General features: G+C 72.3%; 16 protein-coding genes. 4 read left to right on the top strand and 12 right to left on the bottom strand.

The window, feature by feature from the left end; translation table 11 throughout:
* Positions 1 to 72 precede the first annotated feature (72 nt).
* Together ABT122_RS24530 and ABT122_RS24525 are read left to right on the top strand one after the other, a co-directional pair.
* Positions 73 to 1470: a uracil-xanthine permease family protein gene (locus ABT122_RS24530; protein ID WP_351556139.1), complete on the top strand. Its 1398-nt coding sequence runs from the start codon at positions 73 to 75 to the stop codon at positions 1468 to 1470.
* A 73-nt stretch (positions 1471 to 1543) separates the two neighbouring features.
* Positions 1544 to 2230, top strand: coding sequence for a DUF5995 family protein (locus ABT122_RS24525; RefSeq protein WP_351556136.1), 687 nt, complete (start codon positions 1544 to 1546; stop codon positions 2228 to 2230).
* Between the two features lie 9 nt (positions 2231 to 2239).
* Here ABT122_RS24525 and ABT122_RS24520 read toward each other — a convergent pair whose 3' ends face one another.
* The 3 genes from ABT122_RS24520 to ABT122_RS24510 form a co-directional block, all read right to left on the bottom strand.
* Positions 2240 to 3931, bottom strand: coding sequence for a flavin monoamine oxidase family protein (locus tag ABT122_RS24520; RefSeq protein ID WP_351556133.1), 1692 nt, complete (start codon positions 3929 to 3931; stop codon positions 2240 to 2242).
* A 64-nt stretch (positions 3932 to 3995) separates the two neighbouring features.
* Positions 3996 to 4793 (bottom strand): carbon-nitrogen hydrolase family protein, encoded by a 798-nt coding sequence (locus ABT122_RS24515; RefSeq protein ID WP_351556130.1) that lies wholly within the window; start codon positions 4791 to 4793, stop codon positions 3996 to 3998.
* A 198-nt stretch (positions 4794 to 4991) separates the two neighbouring features.
* Positions 4992 to 5447, bottom strand: coding sequence for an Lrp/AsnC family transcriptional regulator (locus ABT122_RS24510; protein WP_351556127.1), 456 nt, complete (start codon positions 5445 to 5447; stop codon positions 4992 to 4994).
* 384 nt (positions 5448 to 5831) lie between these two features.
* Between ABT122_RS24510 and ABT122_RS24505 the strand changes: the two genes are divergently transcribed.
* A complete protein-coding gene (locus tag ABT122_RS24505) occupies positions 5832 to 6827 on the top strand; it encodes a GDSL-type esterase/lipase family protein (RefSeq protein WP_351556124.1) in 996 nt (331 codons plus the stop codon).
* Here ABT122_RS24505 and ABT122_RS24500 read toward each other — a convergent pair.
* The 5 genes from ABT122_RS24500 to ABT122_RS24480 form a co-directional block, all read right to left on the bottom strand.
* Positions 6787 to 7659 carry an RNA polymerase sigma factor SigF gene (locus tag ABT122_RS24500; protein WP_351556121.1) on the bottom strand — a complete coding sequence of 291 codons (873 nt, stop codon included), beginning with the start codon at positions 7657 to 7659 and terminating at the stop codon, positions 6787 to 6789. The genes ABT122_RS24505 and ABT122_RS24500 overlap by 41 nt on opposite strands.
* Before the next feature lie 156 nt (positions 7660 to 7815).
* A complete protein-coding gene (locus ABT122_RS24495) occupies positions 7816 to 9258 on the bottom strand; it encodes a GuaB1 family IMP dehydrogenase-related protein (protein ID WP_351556118.1) in 1443 nt (480 codons plus the stop codon).
* 200 nt (positions 9259 to 9458) lie between these two features.
* Complete coding sequence (locus tag ABT122_RS24490; protein ID WP_351556115.1) at positions 9459 to 10754, bottom strand: MAB_1171c family putative transporter; 1296 nt, start codon at positions 10752 to 10754, stop codon at positions 9459 to 9461.
* Complete coding sequence (locus tag ABT122_RS24485; RefSeq protein WP_351556112.1) at positions 10747 to 11253, bottom strand: hypothetical protein; 507 nt, start codon at positions 11251 to 11253, stop codon at positions 10747 to 10749. The genes ABT122_RS24490 and ABT122_RS24485 overlap by 8 nt, the downstream gene beginning before the upstream one ends.
* Positions 11254 to 11340: 87 nt before the next feature.
* The gene (locus ABT122_RS24480) at positions 11341 to 11949 is read right to left on the bottom strand and encodes a helix-turn-helix domain-containing protein (protein ID WP_351556109.1); all 609 of its coding nucleotides are present in this window, start codon (positions 11947 to 11949) and stop codon (positions 11341 to 11343) included.
* Positions 11950 to 12338: 389 nt separating this feature from the next.
* Between ABT122_RS24480 and ABT122_RS24475 the strand changes: the two genes are divergently transcribed.
* Positions 12339 to 12830, top strand: a complete 492-nt coding sequence (locus tag ABT122_RS24475; RefSeq protein ID WP_351556106.1) for a hypothetical protein — start codon at positions 12339 to 12341, stop codon at positions 12828 to 12830.
* A 146-nt stretch (positions 12831 to 12976) separates the two neighbouring features.
* Here the strand turns inward: ABT122_RS24475 and ABT122_RS24470 are convergent, their stop codons facing one another.
* From ABT122_RS24470 to fmt, 4 genes are all read right to left on the bottom strand, one after another.
* A complete protein-coding gene (locus ABT122_RS24470) occupies positions 12977 to 14008 on the bottom strand; it encodes a sugar-binding transcriptional regulator (protein ID WP_351556103.1) in 1032 nt (343 codons plus the stop codon).
* A 180-nt stretch (positions 14009 to 14188) separates the two neighbouring features.
* The gene (gene rpe, locus ABT122_RS24465; protein ID WP_351556100.1) at positions 14189 to 14875 is read right to left on the bottom strand and encodes a ribulose-phosphate 3-epimerase; all 687 of its coding nucleotides are present in this window, start codon (positions 14873 to 14875) and stop codon (positions 14189 to 14191) included.
* A 365-nt stretch (positions 14876 to 15240) separates the two neighbouring features.
* A complete protein-coding gene (locus ABT122_RS24460; RefSeq protein WP_351556097.1) occupies positions 15241 to 16689 on the bottom strand; it encodes an RsmB/NOP family class I SAM-dependent RNA methyltransferase in 1449 nt (482 codons plus the stop codon).
* Between the two features lie 224 nt (positions 16690 to 16913).
* Positions 16914 to 17855, bottom strand: coding sequence for a methionyl-tRNA formyltransferase (gene fmt, locus ABT122_RS24455; RefSeq protein WP_351556094.1), 942 nt, complete (start codon positions 17853 to 17855; stop codon positions 16914 to 16916).

Genomic DNA, 17855 nt, shown 5'->3' with positions numbered 1-17855 from the left:
AACCCCTGGCCGAAACTCGCACTACCATTGCGCCGATCGTCGAACACCCCCGAAGGACCTAAGGAGCGGCCCGTGAACCTCGGCGTGCGCTGGACCCTGCACGGCGACGGACGGACACCCGCTCCGGGCGCCGTCGTACGCCCCGACGAGCGGCTCTCCTGGCCCAGGACCGCCGGCCTCGGCGCCCAGCACGTGGTCGCCATGTTCGGGGCGTCCTTCGTCGCCCCGGTCCTCATGGGCCTGGACCCCAACCTCGCGATCATGATGTCCGGCGTCGCGACCATGATCTTCCTGCTCGCCACCCGGGGCCGGGTCCCCAGCTATCTGGGCTGCTCGCTCTCCTTCGTCGGCGTCGCCGAGATCATCCGGGCGGGCGGCGGCACCAGCGCCACCGTCACCGGCGCGGTCTTCGTCGTCGGCGGCGCGCTCTTCCTCTCCGGTCTGGCCGTGCGGAAGTTCGGCGCGCGGATCATCCACGCCGCGATGCCGCCGGTCGTGACCGGTGCGGTGGTCATGCTCATCGGCTTCAACCTGGCGCCGGTCACCGCCGCCACCTACTGGCCGCAGGACCAGTGGACGGCCCTTCTGGTGATGCTCTTCACCGGTCTGGCCGTGGTCTGTCTGCGCGGCTTCTTCTCCCGGATCGCGATCTTCCTCGGGCTGATCTTCGGCTATGTGCTCTCCTGGGTCCTGGACCGGGTCTTCGGCAAGATCCACTCACCGGTCGGCGGCGGCGAGGCCACCGACCACTGGCGGCTGGACTTCTCCGCCGTCGGCAGGGCCGACTGGATCGGGCTCCCCTCCTTCCACGGCCCCAGCTTCGAGTGGTCGGCGATCCTGGTCGCGCTCCCCGTGGTCATCGCGCTGATCGCGGAGAACGCCGGTCATGTCAAGGCCGTCGGCGAGATGACCGGCGACCCGCTCGACGACAAGCTCGGCAGCGCCATCGCCGCCGACGGCGCCGCGTCGATGCTCTCCACGGCCGTGGGCGGCCCGCCGAACACCACGTACTCCGAGAACATCGGCGTCATGGCCGCCACCCGCGTCTACTCGACCGCCGCCTACTGGGCCGCCGCCTGTTTCGCCCTCCTCTTCGGGCTCTGCCCGAAGTTCGGCGCGGTCGTCGCCGCGATCCCCGGCGGGGTGCTCGGCGGCATCACCGTGATCCTGTACGGGATGATCGGGCTGCTGGGCGCCCAGATCTGGATCAACGCCAAGGTCGATCTGAGCAACCCGCTGAATCTGGTACCGGCCGCCGCGGGCATCATCATCGGGGTCGGCGGGGTCAGTCTGAAGATCACCGACGATTTCACCCTGGGCGGGATCGCGCTGGGCACGATCGTGGTCATCACCGGATACCACGTGCTGCGGGCCTTCGCCCCGGCCCATATGAAGGAGCAGAAGCCGCTCCTGGACGCCGGCACCTCCACGTACGACACGGAGAAGGACGGCGGCGACAGCAAGCCGTAGGAGCTGTCCCCCGTTGTGGGGAAGTCCCGGCCGCCCGGCCCCGGCCCGGCCCGGCGGCTGGGACGCTGCCGTCATGGTCCACACAGAGGGATGCGCGGCGGCCGGGGTGGCGGGGATCGCCGGGCGGATGCGGGAGCTGGACTCCCGCTGGCCCGCCCGGGACGGGGTCGCGGTCTTCAACCGGGTCTATCTCGCGGTGACCGAGGAGATCGGCCGCCGGATCGACGCGGGCGAGTTCCCCGACCCCCGGGCGGCGACGGTGCTGGACGTCCTCTTCGCGGGCCGGTATCTCGCCGCCGTCGCGGCGGTGGACACGGGCGCGCGGCCCCCCGCCTGCTGGCGCCCGCTGTTCCAGTACCGGCACCACCCCGGCATCCGCCCGTTCCAGTTCGCCCTCGCCGGTGTCAACGCCCACATCGGCCACGATCTGGCGCTCGCCGTCGTCGACTCCTGCCGGGCGCTGGAGTGCGCTCCGGCCGATCTGGAGGATGAGTTCGACCGGGTGGGCGACATCCTCGCGCTCCTGGAGGAGCGCGTCCGCGAGGAGCTGATGCCCGGCCCCGATCTGCTGGAGCTGGCCGATCCGCTCACCCATCTGGCGGGTGCCTGGAGCCTGGACCGGGCCCGGGACGCCGCGTGGTCGGCGGCGCGGGTGCTCTGGCGGATCAGGGACCTCGCGCCGCTCGCCGACGAGTTCACCGAGCGGATGGACCTGGGGGTGGGGCTGGTGGGCCGCTGTCTGCTCACCCCCTGGTCCTGACGGCCGGTCTCAGTCCTCGGGAAGCTCCACCGGGGCGATCTCGTCGTAGAGATCGCCGGGACCCGGGTTGCCGGGGTCGGTCGAGCCGCCGAAGTGCGTCATCACGCCCCACACCGCGTTGAGCGCGGTCTGCACGGCGCCCTCCGCCCAGCCGGCCGTCCAGGAGATGTCGTCCCCGGCGAGGAAGATCCCCCGCTTGTCCTCGGGCAGCCGGTCCTGCATGAAGTGGGTGAACAGCCGCCGCTGGTAGCGGTAGTGGCCGGGCAGATTGGCCTTGAACGCGCCCATGAAGTAGGGCTCGTTCTCCCAGGAGACCGTCACCGGGTCGCCGATGATGTGCCGGCGGATGTCCACCTTGGGGTAGATCTCGCCGAGCGACTTCAGCATGACCTCCATCCGCTCGTGCGCCGACAGCGGCAGCCACTTGAGGCTGTCGTCGCACCAGGTGTAGGAGAGGCAGATGACGGCCGGCCGGCCGGGCCCGTTGTCCAGCAGATACGTACCCCGGGTCATCCGGTCGGTCAGGGTCATCGACATGGCGTCACGGCCGGTGGTCTCGTCCCTGTCCAGCCAGAAGGGGCGGTCCACCGGGACGAAGAGCTTGGAGGACTCCATGTAGTGGGTGCGCTCGATCGCCGTCCAGTGGTCGATCGGGAAGAGCGTGTCATCGCAGGCGATCTTGGAGAGCAGCATCCAGGACTGCGCGGTGAAGACGGCGGACCGGTAGGTGCGGATGGAGCCCGACGCGTCCGTGACGGTGATCCCGTTGCCGGCGGTGCGGTTCAGCCGGGTGACGGCGGGCCGGGGCCCGTCGCCGTGGAGCGAGGAGAGCGAGGTGCCCGGCGCCCAGTGGACGATCTTCGCGGGCTCGCGCTCCCAGAGCCGCAGCGGAAGCTGCTGGCTGCCCTCGACGATGCCCCGGTGGTGGTCGTCCGCCTCGGAGTACACCACCCGCAGGATCTCCAGGATCGAGTTCGGGAAGTCGGTGTCCCAGCCGCCGGTGCCGAAGCCGACCTGGCCGAAGATCTCCCGGTGGCGGAAGGAGGCGAAGGACTCGGAGTCGCAGAGGAACCCGTAGAAGGTCTGGTTGTCGAGCTTCTCGACCAGCCGCGCCCAGATCTCCCGGACGCGCGGTACGTCGCGCTCGCGCATGGCGCGGTTCATGTCCGAAAAGTCCGCGCCCTCCTCCAGACAGGCGTTCCAGGCGTCCATCACATCGCGGTAGACCTGGGGCAGATCGTCGATGGTCTCGGCGTAGTGCGTCTCGCCCTTGAGGTCGACCACGGTGGAGGGGGTGCCGGGGGCCAGCGGGTTCGGGAACGGGGTGGTCGTCAGCCCCACCAGGTCGATGTAGTGCTGGAGCGCGGTGGAGGACGGCGGGAAGCGCATCGCGCCCATCTCGGCGGTGAGCCCCGGGTCGCAGCCCTCGAAGCCGACCGTGCGCAGCCGGCCGCCGATCCGGTCCGCCTCGTACACGACCGGCTTGAGCCCCATCTTCATCAGCTCGTACGCGGTGATCAGCCCGGAGAGCCCGCCGCCGATCACCGCGACCTCGGTGCCGTGCTCGGTCGCGGGGATCTGCCCGAGCCCGGCCGGGTGGGCCAGATAGTCGTCGTACGCGTAGGGGAAGTCCGGCCCGAACATGGTGATCGGCGGCTGCGCGTCGGTGTGCTGGACGGCGGTGGGCACCGTGGACGTCATGGGGGCGGGCTCCTTGCGGGGGACTGCGGGGGACTGCTGGGAGGGCTGAGGGAGGGGAAGGGGATCAGGCTCGCGGGGCGTACAGATCCGGGCGGCGGTCGCGGAGATACGGATTGCTCTCGCGCGAGGCGGTGAGGAAGCCCGGGTCCACCTCGCCGAAGGCCAGCTCCTCGCCCCTCCCGGCGCGGGTCCTGGCCAGCCCGTCGGGGCCGGCCAGACAGCTCAGCCCGACGAACTCGAACTCGCCCTCGGGACCGGTCCGGTTGACGTACGCGATGTACATCTGGCTCTCGAAGGCGCGCACCGGGACCAGCGACTCGGCGACGAACTGGAAGGGGTGCATCTGCGCGGTGGGCACCAGCAGCAGATCGGTGCCCGCGAGGGCGTGCGCCCGGACGTTCTCCGGGAACTCCACGTCGTAGCAGATCAGCATCCCGACCCGGACACCGCCCAGCTCGGCCTGGACCACCGGCTGCTCGCCGGGGGTGAACCACTTCCGCTCGAAGCAGCCGAAGAGATGGGTCTTGCGGTAGTTCGCGAGCCGCTCGCCGGCGGGGCCGATGAGCTGTACGGAGTTGAAGACCCGCTCCCCCGCCCGCTCCGGGTAGCCGTAGGCGATGGCCAGCCCGTGACGGGCGGCGATCGCGGCGACGGCCCCGGCGGCGGGGCCGTCGGCGGCCTCGGCCAGCACCGGCACCTGGTCGCCGATCGCATAGCCGGTGAGCGCCATCTCGGGAGTGACCAGCAGCTTCGCGCCCCCGGCCGCGGCCCGGGCGGCGGCGTCGCCGAGCATCCGGAGATTCCCGTCGACCGAGCCCGGTCGGCCGGAGCTCTGGAGCAGGGCGGTGCGCAGCGGCGGCATGGCTGACCTCGGGAGGTGGGTGCGGGCACGGGATCGCGGCGCTGCCGGGGGCCGGTGCCCCGGGCAGCGAAAGACGTTCAAAACGGTACGGTCCGGGCCTGGGCGGCGACAAGACGCGACCGTTGCGCGCCGAGGGGCGATCCGTTGCGCGATCCGATGCCCGATCGGCGATTCATTGCGCGCCGGGGGGCGGGCCGCTCAGGCGGGCGATCCCGAGGAGTAGCGCCGCAGCAGCGGCGAGAGGACCAGCACCGATTTGGTGCGCTCCACGAACGGCTCCCCCGCGATCCGCTCCAGCACCCGTTCGAAGTGGCGCATGTCGGAGGCGAAGACCTGGACGATGGCGTCCGCCTCCCCGGTCACGGTGGAGGCGGACGCCACCTCCGGATAGCGCTCCAGACCGCGTTCGATGGCCTCGGGGGAGGTGTTGCTGCGGCAGTACAGCTCGATGAACCCCTCGGTCTCCCAGCCCAGCGCGGCCGGATCGACACGTACGGTGAAACCGGTGATGGCCCCCACGGCGCGCAGCCGGTCCACCCGCCGCTTCACGGCGGGGGCGGAGAGCCCCACCAGGGCGCCGATGTCGGCGAAGGAGCGGCGGGCGTCCTCCGCGAGGGCGTGGACGATGCGTTCGTCGAGGTCGTTGAGTCGCACTGCGGGTGGATCACTTCTCTGCCGGGACGGGTGGGAGGGCGGCGCGATGCCGTCACCGCAGTAGAACACGCCCGCGCGCGCGATCCGGAACAGCGGGGGCCGGTGCGCTCCCGCGCTCCGCTCCGGCCTCCGCCCGCGCGCCGCGCCCGTCCCGCACCTCCGGCCGCCCGCCGCGCCCGCGTCCTTCCGCAGGGCTCGGACAGCGCTTCGTACGGAATGGTTCACCCCCCTCGTGCGGGTGACCGCTCCCCGGTCCCGGCCGCGCGGGTGGGACCACCAGGCATGCTGGAGGGCGGGGCGCGGGCCGTTCCTGACATTTCTCCGGTTCTGTCGAACGGCGCCGCGGCCCGTCGGCTTTTCCCTGCGCACCCTCCGGAGGCACCGGTGACCTGGCTCGATCCCAGTCCATTTCTGCGCGGGGTGGCCTGGCTTGAGGGGCAGCGCCCGGTGCGGGCGGACCCCGCCGACCGGGGCAGGCTGCCCCGGGACACCTGTGACCGGGCGGCGCTGCCGATCGGGGTGCGGCTGGAGTTCCTGGCCGAGGGCGCGCGGGCGGTCCAGATCCACTACCGTGCCTCGGCCGTCCCCGGCGCGCTCCCCGACTGCTTCGCCCTCTGGGTGCAGGACGGCCCGGTCTCGGAGACCTTCGCCGAGCCGACGGCGGAGGGCGTGGTCACCATCGAGCTGCCGCCCGCTCCTGGCCGGCGCTTCATCATCCATCCGCCGGAGTCGCGCGCGCCGCTCGTGCTGGGGCTGCGCGCCATCGGCGGCTCGCTCACACCCGCGCCGCGCCAGCCGCGCTGGCTGGTCCACGGGGACTCCATCACCGAGGGCTGGTGGTCCACCCGGCCCGCCCACTCCTGGCCCGCGACGGCGGGGCGGCTGCTCGGCCTGGACACGGTGAATCTGGGGTACGCGGGCACGGCCCACGGCGAACTGGCCACCGCCGAACAGCTCGCGGCCCTGCCGGCGGACGCGCTGACCCTGGCTTTCGGCACCAACTGCTGGTCGCAGGTGCCCTGTTCACCGCCGCTGCTGTACGAGACGGTGCGGGCGTTCCTCGCCGTGGTGCGGCAGGGGCACCCGGGCACCCCCCTGCTGGTGGTCTCCCCGGTGCTCCGCCCGGCGGCCGAGCACACCGCGAACCGGCTGGGGGCGACCCTGGCGCAGTTGCGCGCGGCGCTGGAACAGGCCGTCACCGACCGGGCCGCCGGGGACGAGGCACTCGCGCTGCTGCCGGGGCGCGATGTGCTCGGCCCCGGGCAGCTCGCGGACGGTCTCCATCCGGACGACGAGGGTCATGCGGCGCTGGCCCACGCGGTGGCCGGGGCGCTGCGGCTCATTCGACCGCGAGCAGCCCCTCACGCAGCCGTGTCGTGATCCGGGTCAGCAGCCGGGAGACATGCATCTGCGAGACGCCCAGCTCCGCGCCGATCTCCGACTGGGTCAGCTCGTCGCCGAAGCGCATCCGCAGGATCTTGCGGTCCCGCTCGTCCAGCTCCTCGATCAGCGGCTTGAGCGCCTGGACGTTCTCGGCGATCTCCAGATCGGCGTCGGGGGCGCCGAGCCGGTCGGAGAGCGGGGAGGCCGTGTGGTCGGAGGAGTCCTCCATCGGCATGTCGATCGAGCCGGCGGTGTAGCCGTTGCTGGCGACGACGCCCTCGATGACCTCCTGCTCGTCGATCCCGAGGTGCTCGGCCAGCTCACGGGTGGTGGGTGAGCGGTCGAGCCGCTGGGAGAGGTCGTCGGTGGCCTTCGCGAGGTCGATCCGCAGCTCCTGGAGCCTGCGGGGCACATGGACCGCCCAGCTGGTGTCCCGGAAGAACCGCTTGATCTCGCCGACGATGTAGGGCACCGCGAAGGTGGCGAACTCGACCTCGCGGCTCAGCTCGAACCGGTCGATCGCCTTGATCAGGCCGATGGTGCCGACCTGGACGATGTCCTCCATCTGCTCGGCCCGGTTCCGGAACCGGCCGGCCGCGTACTTCACCAGCGCGAGGTTCAGCTCGATGAGCGTGTTCCGCACGTACTGGTGGTCGCGGGTCCCCTCCTCCAGCTCCGCCAGCCGGACGAAGAAGATCCTGGAGATCTCCCGCGCGTCCTTGGGAGCCACCGCCCCGGGGTCGGGCACGTCCGGAAGATGCAGCGCTTCGCCCGGGCCCCGTGTTCCCGGCTGTGTGAGTTCGGTCGCAACCTGGCTCGCCGTGGACACTTAGTCCTCCCCTGCTCCGTGGTCAGTGCAAAGCCGCGCCTACCCCGGGTCATTCCTTCCATGCCAAGAAAAACCATGGGATGGCAAAAAACTTCGGCCCGGCCCCCGAAACCTCCGGGGACCGGGCCTTTTGCCTCGTTTTCCGCGTGCGGAAGGTCAGTTCCAGCTGGCGTGCAGGGGCTGGCCCTCGGCGTATCCGGCGGCGCTCTGGACTCCGACGATGGCCCGCTCGGCGAACTCCTCCAGGGAGCCCGCGCCCGCGTAGGTGCAGGAGGAGCGGACGCCCGCGATGATGGAGTCGACCAGGTCCTCCACTCCGGGGCGGGTGGGGTCGAGGAACATCCGCGAGGTGGAGATGCCCTCCTCGAAGAGCGCCTTGCGGGCCCGGTCGTACGCCGATTCCTCGCTGGTGCGGTTGCGGACGGCGCGTGCGGACGCCATGCCGAAGGACTCCTTGTAGAGCCGTCCGTCGGCGGTCTGCTGAAGGTCGCCGGGCGACTCGTAGGTGCCGGCGAACCAGGAGCCGATCATGACATTGGAGGCTCCGGCGGCCAGCGCCATGGCGACATCCCGGGGGTGCCGGACGCCTCCGTCGGCCCAGACGTGCTTGCCGTACTTCTTCGCCTCGGCGGCGCACTCCAGAACGGCCGAGAACTGCGGCCGGCCGACACCGGTCATCATGCGGGTGGTGCACATGGCGCCGGGGCCCACACCGACCTTGATGATGTCGGCGCCCGCCTCGATCAGATCGCGCACTCCCTCGGCGGCGACGATGTTGCCCGCGACGATCGGGACCCGCGGGTCGAGCCCGCGGACCGCCTTGATCGCGGAGATCATCGACTCCTGGTGGCCGTGGGCGGTGTCCACCACGAGGGTGTCGACACCCGCCTCCAGGAGCTGCTTGGCCTTGCCCGCGACATCGCCGTTGATACCGACGGCGGCGGCGATGCGCAGCCGGCCCGAGGCGTCGACGGCGGGGGTGTAGAGGGTGGCGCGCAGGGCGCCCTTGCGGGTGAGGATGCCGACGAGCCGGCCGTCCCGGTCGACGGCGGGGGCGTACCGGCGGTTGGCGTTGTCGAGCCGGTGGAAGGCCTCGCGCGGGTCTATGTCCGCGTCCAGGATCAGCAGATCCCGGGACATGACCTCGGTCAGCTGGGTGAAGCGGTCCACTCCGGCGAGATCGGCGTCGGTGACGACCCCGACCGGCCGCTGATCGCCGTCGACGACCACACCGGCCTCGTGGGCCCGCTTGGGCAGCAGGGACAGCGCGTCGGCGACGGTCTGGTGCGGGGCGAGCACGATGGGGGTGTCGAGGACCAGATGGCGGCTCTTGACCCAGGAGACGACGTCGGCGACGACCTCGATCGGGATGTCCTGGGGGATGACGACGAGCCCGCCACGGCGGGCGAGGGTCTCGGCCATCCGGCGGCCCGCGATGGCGGTCATATTGGCGACGACCAGCGGAATGGTCGTACCGCTGCCGTCGGGGGAGGAGAGGTCGACGCCCTGCCGGGAACCCACGGCCGAGCGGCGCGGCACCATGAACACGTCGTCATACGTCAGGTCGTACGGCGGCTTCAGGTCATTGAGGAAACGCACGTGCAGAACATCCCAGTCGATCGGAGTTGGCCCCCGGGCAGATGAGCGGGGGAAAACGCACGTACTTCATTCTCCCATGAGGTGGGGCCCGGGTGCTGCGGGAGAAAGCTCCAGGCCGGGACGGCGCGGTCAAGCGATTCCTCCAAAGGGGCGCCGGGGGCACCCGGTGGGGCTCGCGCCCGGGTGCCCGCCCACCGCGGTCATCCCGGAGGGCCCGCGGCGCTGAGGACCGCGGGGTGGTCCAGATGGCGGGCGATCCGCACCAGGTGCTCCCGCTCCACCCTGGCGTCGTCGTCGGTCGCCAGCCGGCCGGGCCCGGCCCGGGGCCGGCGGAGCCGCTGGGTCTCCCCCGCCGCCGCCCGCCGCACGGCGACGAGCAGATCGGCGGCCTCCTGAGCGGCCCGGAGATCGGGGCCGGCGAGCAGGTGCCGGTCCGCCTGGCGGAGGACCGCCTCGGCGGGCGCGGGACAGCGATAGGGGTGCAGGGAGCGCTGGGCGTCGGTGATCTCGATGATGCGGCGGGTGAGCAGGAAACCGGTGCTGCCCAGGGCGAACCTGCCCAGGACCGGGTTGGCCGGGGCGAGCACGTGCCGGGGGTTGTGGTCGCGTACCACCGTCTCCCAGAGCGGGGCGAGCAGCCGGTAGTCCCGGCGGTCGGCCAGCCACTTGCCGATGACGGGGTAGAAGAACCCGATGACGATCAGCACCGCTCCGACGGCGGCGGCCATCGGGCCGACCACATCGCTGAGGACATCGATCCGGTACAGACCCGAGACGGGTCCCGCGATGGCGATGAGCTTGCAGATCCCGTAGCCGGCGCAGACGAGGGTGCCGGCCGCGACACAGCGCAGCCCCCGCCGCAGCCGGGTCTCACCGGGCCCGGTCCGGCGCAGATGGCGGCGGCAGACGGCGGCGATGTAGAGACAGGCGGCGAACCAGGCGGCCTGGTAGAAGAGGAGGAAGGCCAGCAGTGGCGCGTCTCCGGCCTGGTCGGTGTCGAAGGTGGTCGGGGACGATCCTTCGGCGGGACGGCCCACCAGGAAGACCGCGCCGAGCACGGTGGCCACGGTGCCGTAGACGGTGAGCCGGCGGCGGATTCTCCGTACGACGGCGGGGGCGGGCCGCTGGACTCCCGCGCCGCCGGTGCTCCCTCCGCTCGCCGTCCTCCCGGCAGTGTCTCCGGATTGACCGGTATTGCCGGTGTCCTCGGTGGCCTTCCACATCAGCGCCATGGCCTGGGCGAGCCCGCCGTACACGATCACCGACACATAGACGCAGAGCACGGCGAGATTGGGGTGGCCGCTGCCCTCCCCCACCGCGCGGTAGACGGTCGGAGCGGCGAAGAGAAAGGCGGTCGCTCCCCAGAACAGGGCCGCGGTGGTGAGCAGCACCGGCGCCGGGGCGGCGAGCCGCAGCCGCAGCAGCCGGATCAGACACACGGAGTACGCGGCGAAGCTCACCGTCAGATACATGACGTCGTAGACGGCCTCAGACACCCGTGCCCCCGATCTCGAAGGAGGCCGTCAGGGCCGGGTTGGTCTGCCGGGAGAGATCGATGCACTGGAGCAGGACCGTGCCGATGATCTCCGCCTCCAGCTCCGCCCGCTCGTCGTAGGCGTCCCGGCCGAGCACCAGCCGTACGACATCGGGGCTCATGGTGCTGAAGAGGGCCCGGGACACCTCGTCGTCGACCGCGCCCTGGTCGGCGGGCTCGTGGCCCAGGTGCAGATGGATGAGTTCATGGCAGACGACCTGGTACTGGAGGAGCGGGCCGGCGTTGGCGTCGACATAGATGTAGTCGGCCTCATCGGACTGGGCGCAGTAGCCGGAGACCCTCAGCTCCAGCGGTTCGACGACGAGCCTGACCGGCCTCCCCCGCCGGGCGGCGACGGCGTCGATGACCTCCTGGAGCGAGGGGGCGTGCGGCAGATCGAGTTCCGTACGGATGCGCCGCGACCACCGCCATCGCATCCACCACAGCGACAGGGCGCCCAAGTCGTCACCTCCGGGATGTCCATCGGCACCGTACGCGCCGCGGGGAACGCGCCGGGAGGGCTCCGGCGGGGCGCCCCCGGAGCCGTCTCACCACGATGCCTCGTACCGGTCGACGAGCCGCCCGACCACATGGCGGACCCTCCGGTCGGCCATGGCCCGCAGCAGCCGCAGATTGGCCGTGGCCTGGACGACATAGGGATCGTCGTCCCCGAGGAGGAGAAAGTCCTTCGAGTGCCCGAAGCAGGAGGCGACGGCGCTGAGCGGGGCGGCGCTGAAGTAGCCGACGTCGACCTTGAAGTAGTCGGCGTACTTCTGGGCGAGCACGATCGAGGGATTGTTCCGGCCGGACCGGAGATTGCCGACGTGCTGCTTGTTGCTCTTCAGCGCCTCGGCGACCTCGGTCTGGGTGACCCTTTTGCCGGTGGCCGGGGAGAGCCGGGTGCGGAAGAGGCACTCCAGGCGCTGGGCGAAGAGCTGATCGCGCTGCTTCTCGCCGATCTGCGGATCGACCTCCTCCGGAGGCAGGGTGGCGGTGCGCAGACCGTCGACATAGCAGGGGTCGACGCCCGCGCGGTCCGCGACTTCCGTACTGCTCCAGGGGCGTTGCAGAGCCGCGGGCTGAACCACTTCGAAGAGGAGGTTCAGCCGGGCCGCCACCCGCTCGGGCAGTTCCACCGCGCCGGACTGGTCCGTCATGCGCTGGGGCCTCCCGGATAGCGCGTCCACAGGGGACCTGACGGCAGAAATTATGTGCGGGCCGCACCGGACGGTCAAGGCGAGCCGGCCTGCCGGGGGCCGGGGGCCGGGCTCGTCCGGGACAGGGTCGAATACCGGCCCCGGAGGCCCGTATGGCATGGCACGGATACGCAAGTTCCTGCTGTGACAGCTCGCGAGGGGCCGTCGACGCCGTAGGGTAAAGAATTGTTGACCGGAGCCCGGGGAGACCGTCGGACCCCGGTCACCGTGCGGCCGTCCGGCACACGCCGCGAGGTCGAGTACCCAGCGCGCGGGAGGACAGGGAGCCTCCCGGATCACCAGCGTCATGCCTGCGCACGAATGGTTCTCTGCGTTTCGAGGTCACAGATATGAATGTCAACAGAGCAGCCGTCCTCGGTTCGGCTCCCGAGGCCCGTCACATCTCGAACGAGTTCCGCACGGCGGGCGTTCCCGCCGCGAGCTGGATTCTCCCCGGCGGCTGCGGTGGCCGCGAGGCCGCCCGGTTCGCCGAGGTGATCGCCGCTCAGGGCGAGTGGGCCGACCGGCTCGCGCACACCGAGATCACCGTCACCGCGTTCCACGACTCCCGCATCCTGGGGCAGGCCGTCGTCCCGCATGTGCTGCCCCATCTGCCCATCGGATCGGTCTGGCTCCAGTTGGGGCGGACCGCCGAGGAGGAGACGGCGGGCCTGGCCCGGGCGGCGGCCGACCACGAGATCAGCTTCCTCGCCCCCGGCCGCACGGGCGGCTCGTTCCGCCGCGCGGCCCTCCGCGACTGCCTGCTCGCGCTGACGGGGTTCGGGGCGCAGCTCACCCGGCTGCCCCGGCTGTCGGGCACGCCCCGGGCGCTGGCGCCGTGAGCGCGGCGGGAAGGGCGCGCCGCACGGGCTCCTCCTGGGACCCCGGCTGCACGGAGCCGCACACCGTCCGCCGCTGATCCGGCGCCGTCCGCGGGGCCGGGACGACGCCCGGCCCTCCCTCTCCCGCCGGTCGCGCCGCGCGCCGGTCAGTCGTCGGGGTCCGCCCGCTCCAGCGCGGGCCTCGGCCCGGCGGGGACCGACAGCAGATGGTCGGCCGCCGCCGTGTCCGTCACCAGGCTGGTGACCAGACCGGACCGGAGCACGGCCGCGATCGCCTCCGCCTTGCGCTGTCCGCCGGCGATGGCGACGACCTCGGGGATACGGCGCAGGCGGTCGGCCTCCACGGTGATGCAGCGCTCCCCCAGATCACGGCCGACCCGGCGGCCGTCGCGGTCGAAGAGGTGCGCGGACATCTCGGCGGCGACACCGTACGAGGCGTACCGCGCGCGCTCCTCGTCGCTGAGCATGTCGTGGACCGTCGAGATCCCCGGCTCCCAGGAGCCGATGGAGACCGCGGCGACGGTGACCTTGTCGAAGTAGTCGAAGGCGCGGGCGATACCGGTCTGGCTGCGCAGCGCGGCGGCGGTCGCCGCGTCGGGCAGCAGCATCGGCGCGTAGATGGGGTGGGCGTCACCGCCGGAGACCTGGGCCGCGCGTCTGACGGCCTCCACCGATCCGCGCTCGGCGGTCCCCGCGTCGTACACGCCCGTGAGCTGGACGACCGTGCACGGGGGCAGCCGGTCGAGCGCGGCGGCCATGTGAATGGTGGACCGGCCCCAGGCCAGCCCCAGCACCGCGCCCTCGTCGACCAGCTCACCGAGCAGATCGGCGGCCACCTCGCCCAGGTTCTCCGGGTCGGGCGACTCCTCGGCCTCCGCCGGGGACTCCACCACCACGGCGTGCCGCAGCCCGAAGTGGGCCCGCAGCGCGTCGGAGCGCTCGGCGTCCAGTTCGGCGGGGACGCGGATCTCGATCCGTACGAGATCACGCTCCAGCGCCGTCTCCAGGACCCGCGCGACCTTGAAGCGGCTGACGCCGAACTCCTCCGCGATCTGGATCTTGGATTTGCCCTCTAGATAGAAGCGGCGGGCCATGGCCGCCGCCTGCACCAGCTCCGCGGGTCCCATCCGCGCAGCTGACCGGCCCGTCGACACCGCGATCTCCTCACTGCTGTTCACACTCCGGACCCGTAATCCTGTCAGATCCGATGGATGTTGATCAGCCCTGATGGGCCGAGTTCCGTTGCTTGTGGCCGCTTGTCGCCAAGAGGCCCGTGCGTGCGGTGGCCGACCGTGTGCCCGCGCGGCCTCCCGGTGATCTCCGCGACCGGCCCGCCGGCCGCTCCCGGGCGCGCCGGGTCAGTGGCCGCACGCCCAGCCGGCCGTGGCGATGGCGCCCTGGGCGCGGGCGCGCAGCGAGCGGACCGCCTCGGCGGGATCGCTCGCCCCGTACACGGCCGAACCGGCGACGAACACATCCGCGCCGGCCTCGGCGCAGCGTTCGATGGTGGTCTCCGAGACCCCGCCGTCCACCTGGAGCCACAGCTCAAGGCCGTGCTTGGAGATCAGCTCACGGGTGCGGCGGATCTTCGGGAGCATGATGTCGAGAAAGGCCTGACCGCCGAAGCCGGGCTCCACGGTCATGATCAGCAGCATGTCCAGCTCGGGGAGCAGGTCCTCGTAGGGCTCGATCGGCGTGGCCGGCTTGAGGGCCATCGAGGCACGGGCGCCCTTGGCCCGGATCTCCCGCGCGAGCCGCACGGGGGCGGCCGCCGCCTCCACGTGGAAGGTGACGGAACCGGCCCCCGCCTCGACGTACCGGGGTGCCCAGCGATCGGGGTCGTCGATCATCAGATGGCAGTCCAGCGGGGTGTCCGCCGCCCGGCTGAGGGATTCCACGACCGGCACGCCCAGCGTCAGATTGGGCACGAAGTGGTTGTCCATCACATCGACATGGAGCCAGTCGGCACCCTCGACGGCCTTCGCCTCTTCCGCGAGGCGGGAGAAGTCTGCGGAGAGAATGCTGGGGTTGATCTGTACGGCCATGGGGCAAGCCTGCCATGCTCCGGGCCGGTTCCCCGCCCCGGCCGGTGAACCGGTACAGACCAATTCACATACGGAAGCGGTACGACTCCCACCAAAACCCTTATTTCGGGTGGCGGGGTTCGGTGGTTCGGGTGGTTTCGGTGCTTTCCGTGGTTCCGGTGGTTCCGGTGCTGTCCGTGGTTCCGGTGCTGTCCGTGGTTCTGGTGGTTCCGGTGGTTCCGGTGGTTCGGCCGGGGTCCTGGGGCGAGCGGGGGTTCCTGAGCGGGGCCCGCGGTTGAGCGGGGGTTCCTGAGCGGGGGTTCCGCGCCCGGCCCTCGCGGTTCGGCGAGGGCCGGGCGGTTCGGCCGTTCAGCGGGGCCCGCCGTTCAGCCGGTGCGCCTGAGCAGGGCCAGATACATGGCGTCCGTCCCGTGCAGATGCGGCCAGAGCTGGATGTCCGGGCCGTCGCCGAGGGCGGGCACACCGGGCAGCAGCGGCCGGGCGTCCACCCACTCCGCCTCGACCGGGGTGTTGCCGCCGCGCCCGCGCAGGACGTCGTCCACCACGACCCGGGTCTCGGCGAGATGCGGCGAGCAGGTCGCGTACCCCACCACGCCCCCGATCCGCACCGCCGACAGCGCCTCCCGCAACAGGGAGCGCTGGAGCGGCGCGAACCCCTCCAGGTCCTCGGGACGGCGGCGCCAGCGCGCCTCCGGGCGGCGGCGCAGGGCGCCGAGCCCCGAGCAGGGGACGTCCACCAGGACCCGGTCGAAGACGCCCGGCAGCCACGGCGGGCGGGTGCCGTCGGCGGCGATCACCTGGTAGGGGCCGGGGTTGCCGGTCAGCGCCCGCTCGACCAGCCTGGCCCGGTGCGGCTGCTTCTCGGAGGCCAGCAGCGCGGCTCCGCGCCGCGCGGCGAGCGCCCCCAGCAGGGCGGCCTTGCCGCCGGGACCGGCGCAGCCGTCGAGCCAGCGGGTGTCCGGGCCCTCGAGCGGGGCGTTGGCCAGGGCGATGGCGACCAGCTGGCTGCCCTCGTCCTGGACCCCGGCGCGGCCCTCGCGGACCGCCTCCACGGCACCCGGCTCGCCGCCCTCGGTGAGCCGCACCGCGTAGGGCGACCAGCGGCCCGGCAGTCCGGACGCGTCGTCGAGCGAGCCGAGCAGCTCATCGGCGGTGGAGCGGCCGGGGCGGGCGACCAGGGTCACCTCGGGGCGCTCGTTGTCGGCGGCCAGCAGCTCCTCGATGCCCGCACGGCCGCCGCCCAGCGCGTCCCACAGCGCGGAGACCACCCAGCGGGGGTGCGAGTGCACCACCGCGAGATGGTCCTCGGCGTCCTCGTCGTAGGGGGGCGCGACCCGCGCCACCCAGGTGTCGAGATCGTCGCGGGCGATCTTGCGCAGTACGGCGTTGACGAACTTGGCGCGCCCGTCGCCGAGGACCACGCGGGCCAGCTCCACACTGGCCGACACGGCGGCGTGGCTGGGGATACGGGTGCCGAGCAGCTGGTGCGCGCCCAGCGAGAGCACATCGAGCACCGGCGGGTCGACCTCGCGCAGCGGCCGGTCGATGCAGGTGGCGACGATCGCGTCATAGGTGCCCTGGCGGCGCAGGGTGCCGTACACCAGCTCCGTGGCGAGCGCCGCGTCCCGTGCGTCGAAGTCGTCCTGCTCGCGTGCCTTCCGCAGCAACGGGGGCAGGACGAGGTTCGCGTACGCGTCCCGCTCGTCGACCGCCCGGAGCGCCTCGAAGGCGAGAATCCGCACGGGGTCCTTCTTCGGGCGCCGGTAGGGCCTGCCGGGGCGGTGGGTGCTGTTGGCGCGTGCCTGGTCGTTCAAAGGTGCTCCGCGGTGAAAGGGTCCGAACCCTGCAAGGGTAGTCCCCCTCCCGGGGAGCGGCCCCGGGGAGTTTCTTTCGGATCGGGCCGGACCGGTGAGCGGGGTCCGGTGCCGTGGATCGCAAGGCGGAGGAGGGAGCCCACGCGGAGCGCCGGCGACCGACGACAACGCGGCGGGGCGCGGCACCGGGGCTCGCGAGCCCGGCACGATCCGGAAGAGACGGCCTAGGACCCGGTGGTGCCGAGGCGCTCGCCCGGGGCGATGCGGACGCCGCGCGCCCAGTCGGCGGCGCGCATCGGCTTCTTCCCCTGCGGCTGGACCCAGAGCAGCTCCACGGCGTGGGACCCGGTCCCCGCGTGGACGTCGTTCTTGCCCGCCGCCAGTTCCCCGGGGGCGAGGCCGGTGCGGTCGGTCACCAGCCGCACGGAGACCAGCTTCAGCCGCTCGCCCCGGAACTCCGTCCACGCCCCGGGGGCGGGGGTGCAGCCGCGGACCACCCGGTCGACCCGGAGCGCGGGGGCGCCCCAGTCGACCCGGGCGTCCTCGACGGTGAGCTTCGGCGCGAGCGAGACACCGTCGGCGGGCTGGGGCACCGCCTCGAGGGTTCCGTCCTCGATGCCGTCCATGGTGGCCGCGAGCAGTCCGGAGCCGGCGAAGGCGAGCCGGGTGAGCAGATCGCCGCTGGTGTCGTCGGGGCGGACCCGCTCGGTGATCACCCCGTACACCGGGCCGGAGTCGAGGCCCTCCTCGATCTGGAAGGTCGCGGCCCCCGTCATCTCGTCCCCGGCGAGCACGGCGTGCTGCACGGGGGCGGCGCCGCGCCAGGCGGGCAGCAGCGAGAAGTGGAGATTCACCCAGCCGTGCGCGGGCACATCGAGCGCGACCCTGGGCAGGAGCGCGCCGTAGGCGACGACCGGGCAGCAGTCCGGGGCGATCTCGCGCAGCCGGGCGAGGAAATCCTCGTCCCTGGGCCGGGTGGGCTTGAGCACCTCGATGCCGGCCTCCTCGGCGCGCTGGGCGACCGGGCTGGCGACCAGCCGCCGGCCGCGCCCGGCGGGGGCGTCGGGGCGGGTGACGACCGCGGCGACCTGGTGCCGGTCGGAGGCGATCAGGGCGTCCAGGGCGGGGACGGCGACCTCGGGGGTGCCTGCGAAGACGAGCTTCAT

Source organism: Streptomyces sp. NPDC001985 (assembly GCF_040296845.1).
Lineage (GTDB): Bacteria > Actinomycetota > Actinomycetes > Streptomycetales > Streptomycetaceae > Streptomyces.
This window is presented reverse-complemented; position numbering and strand designations above follow the sequence as displayed.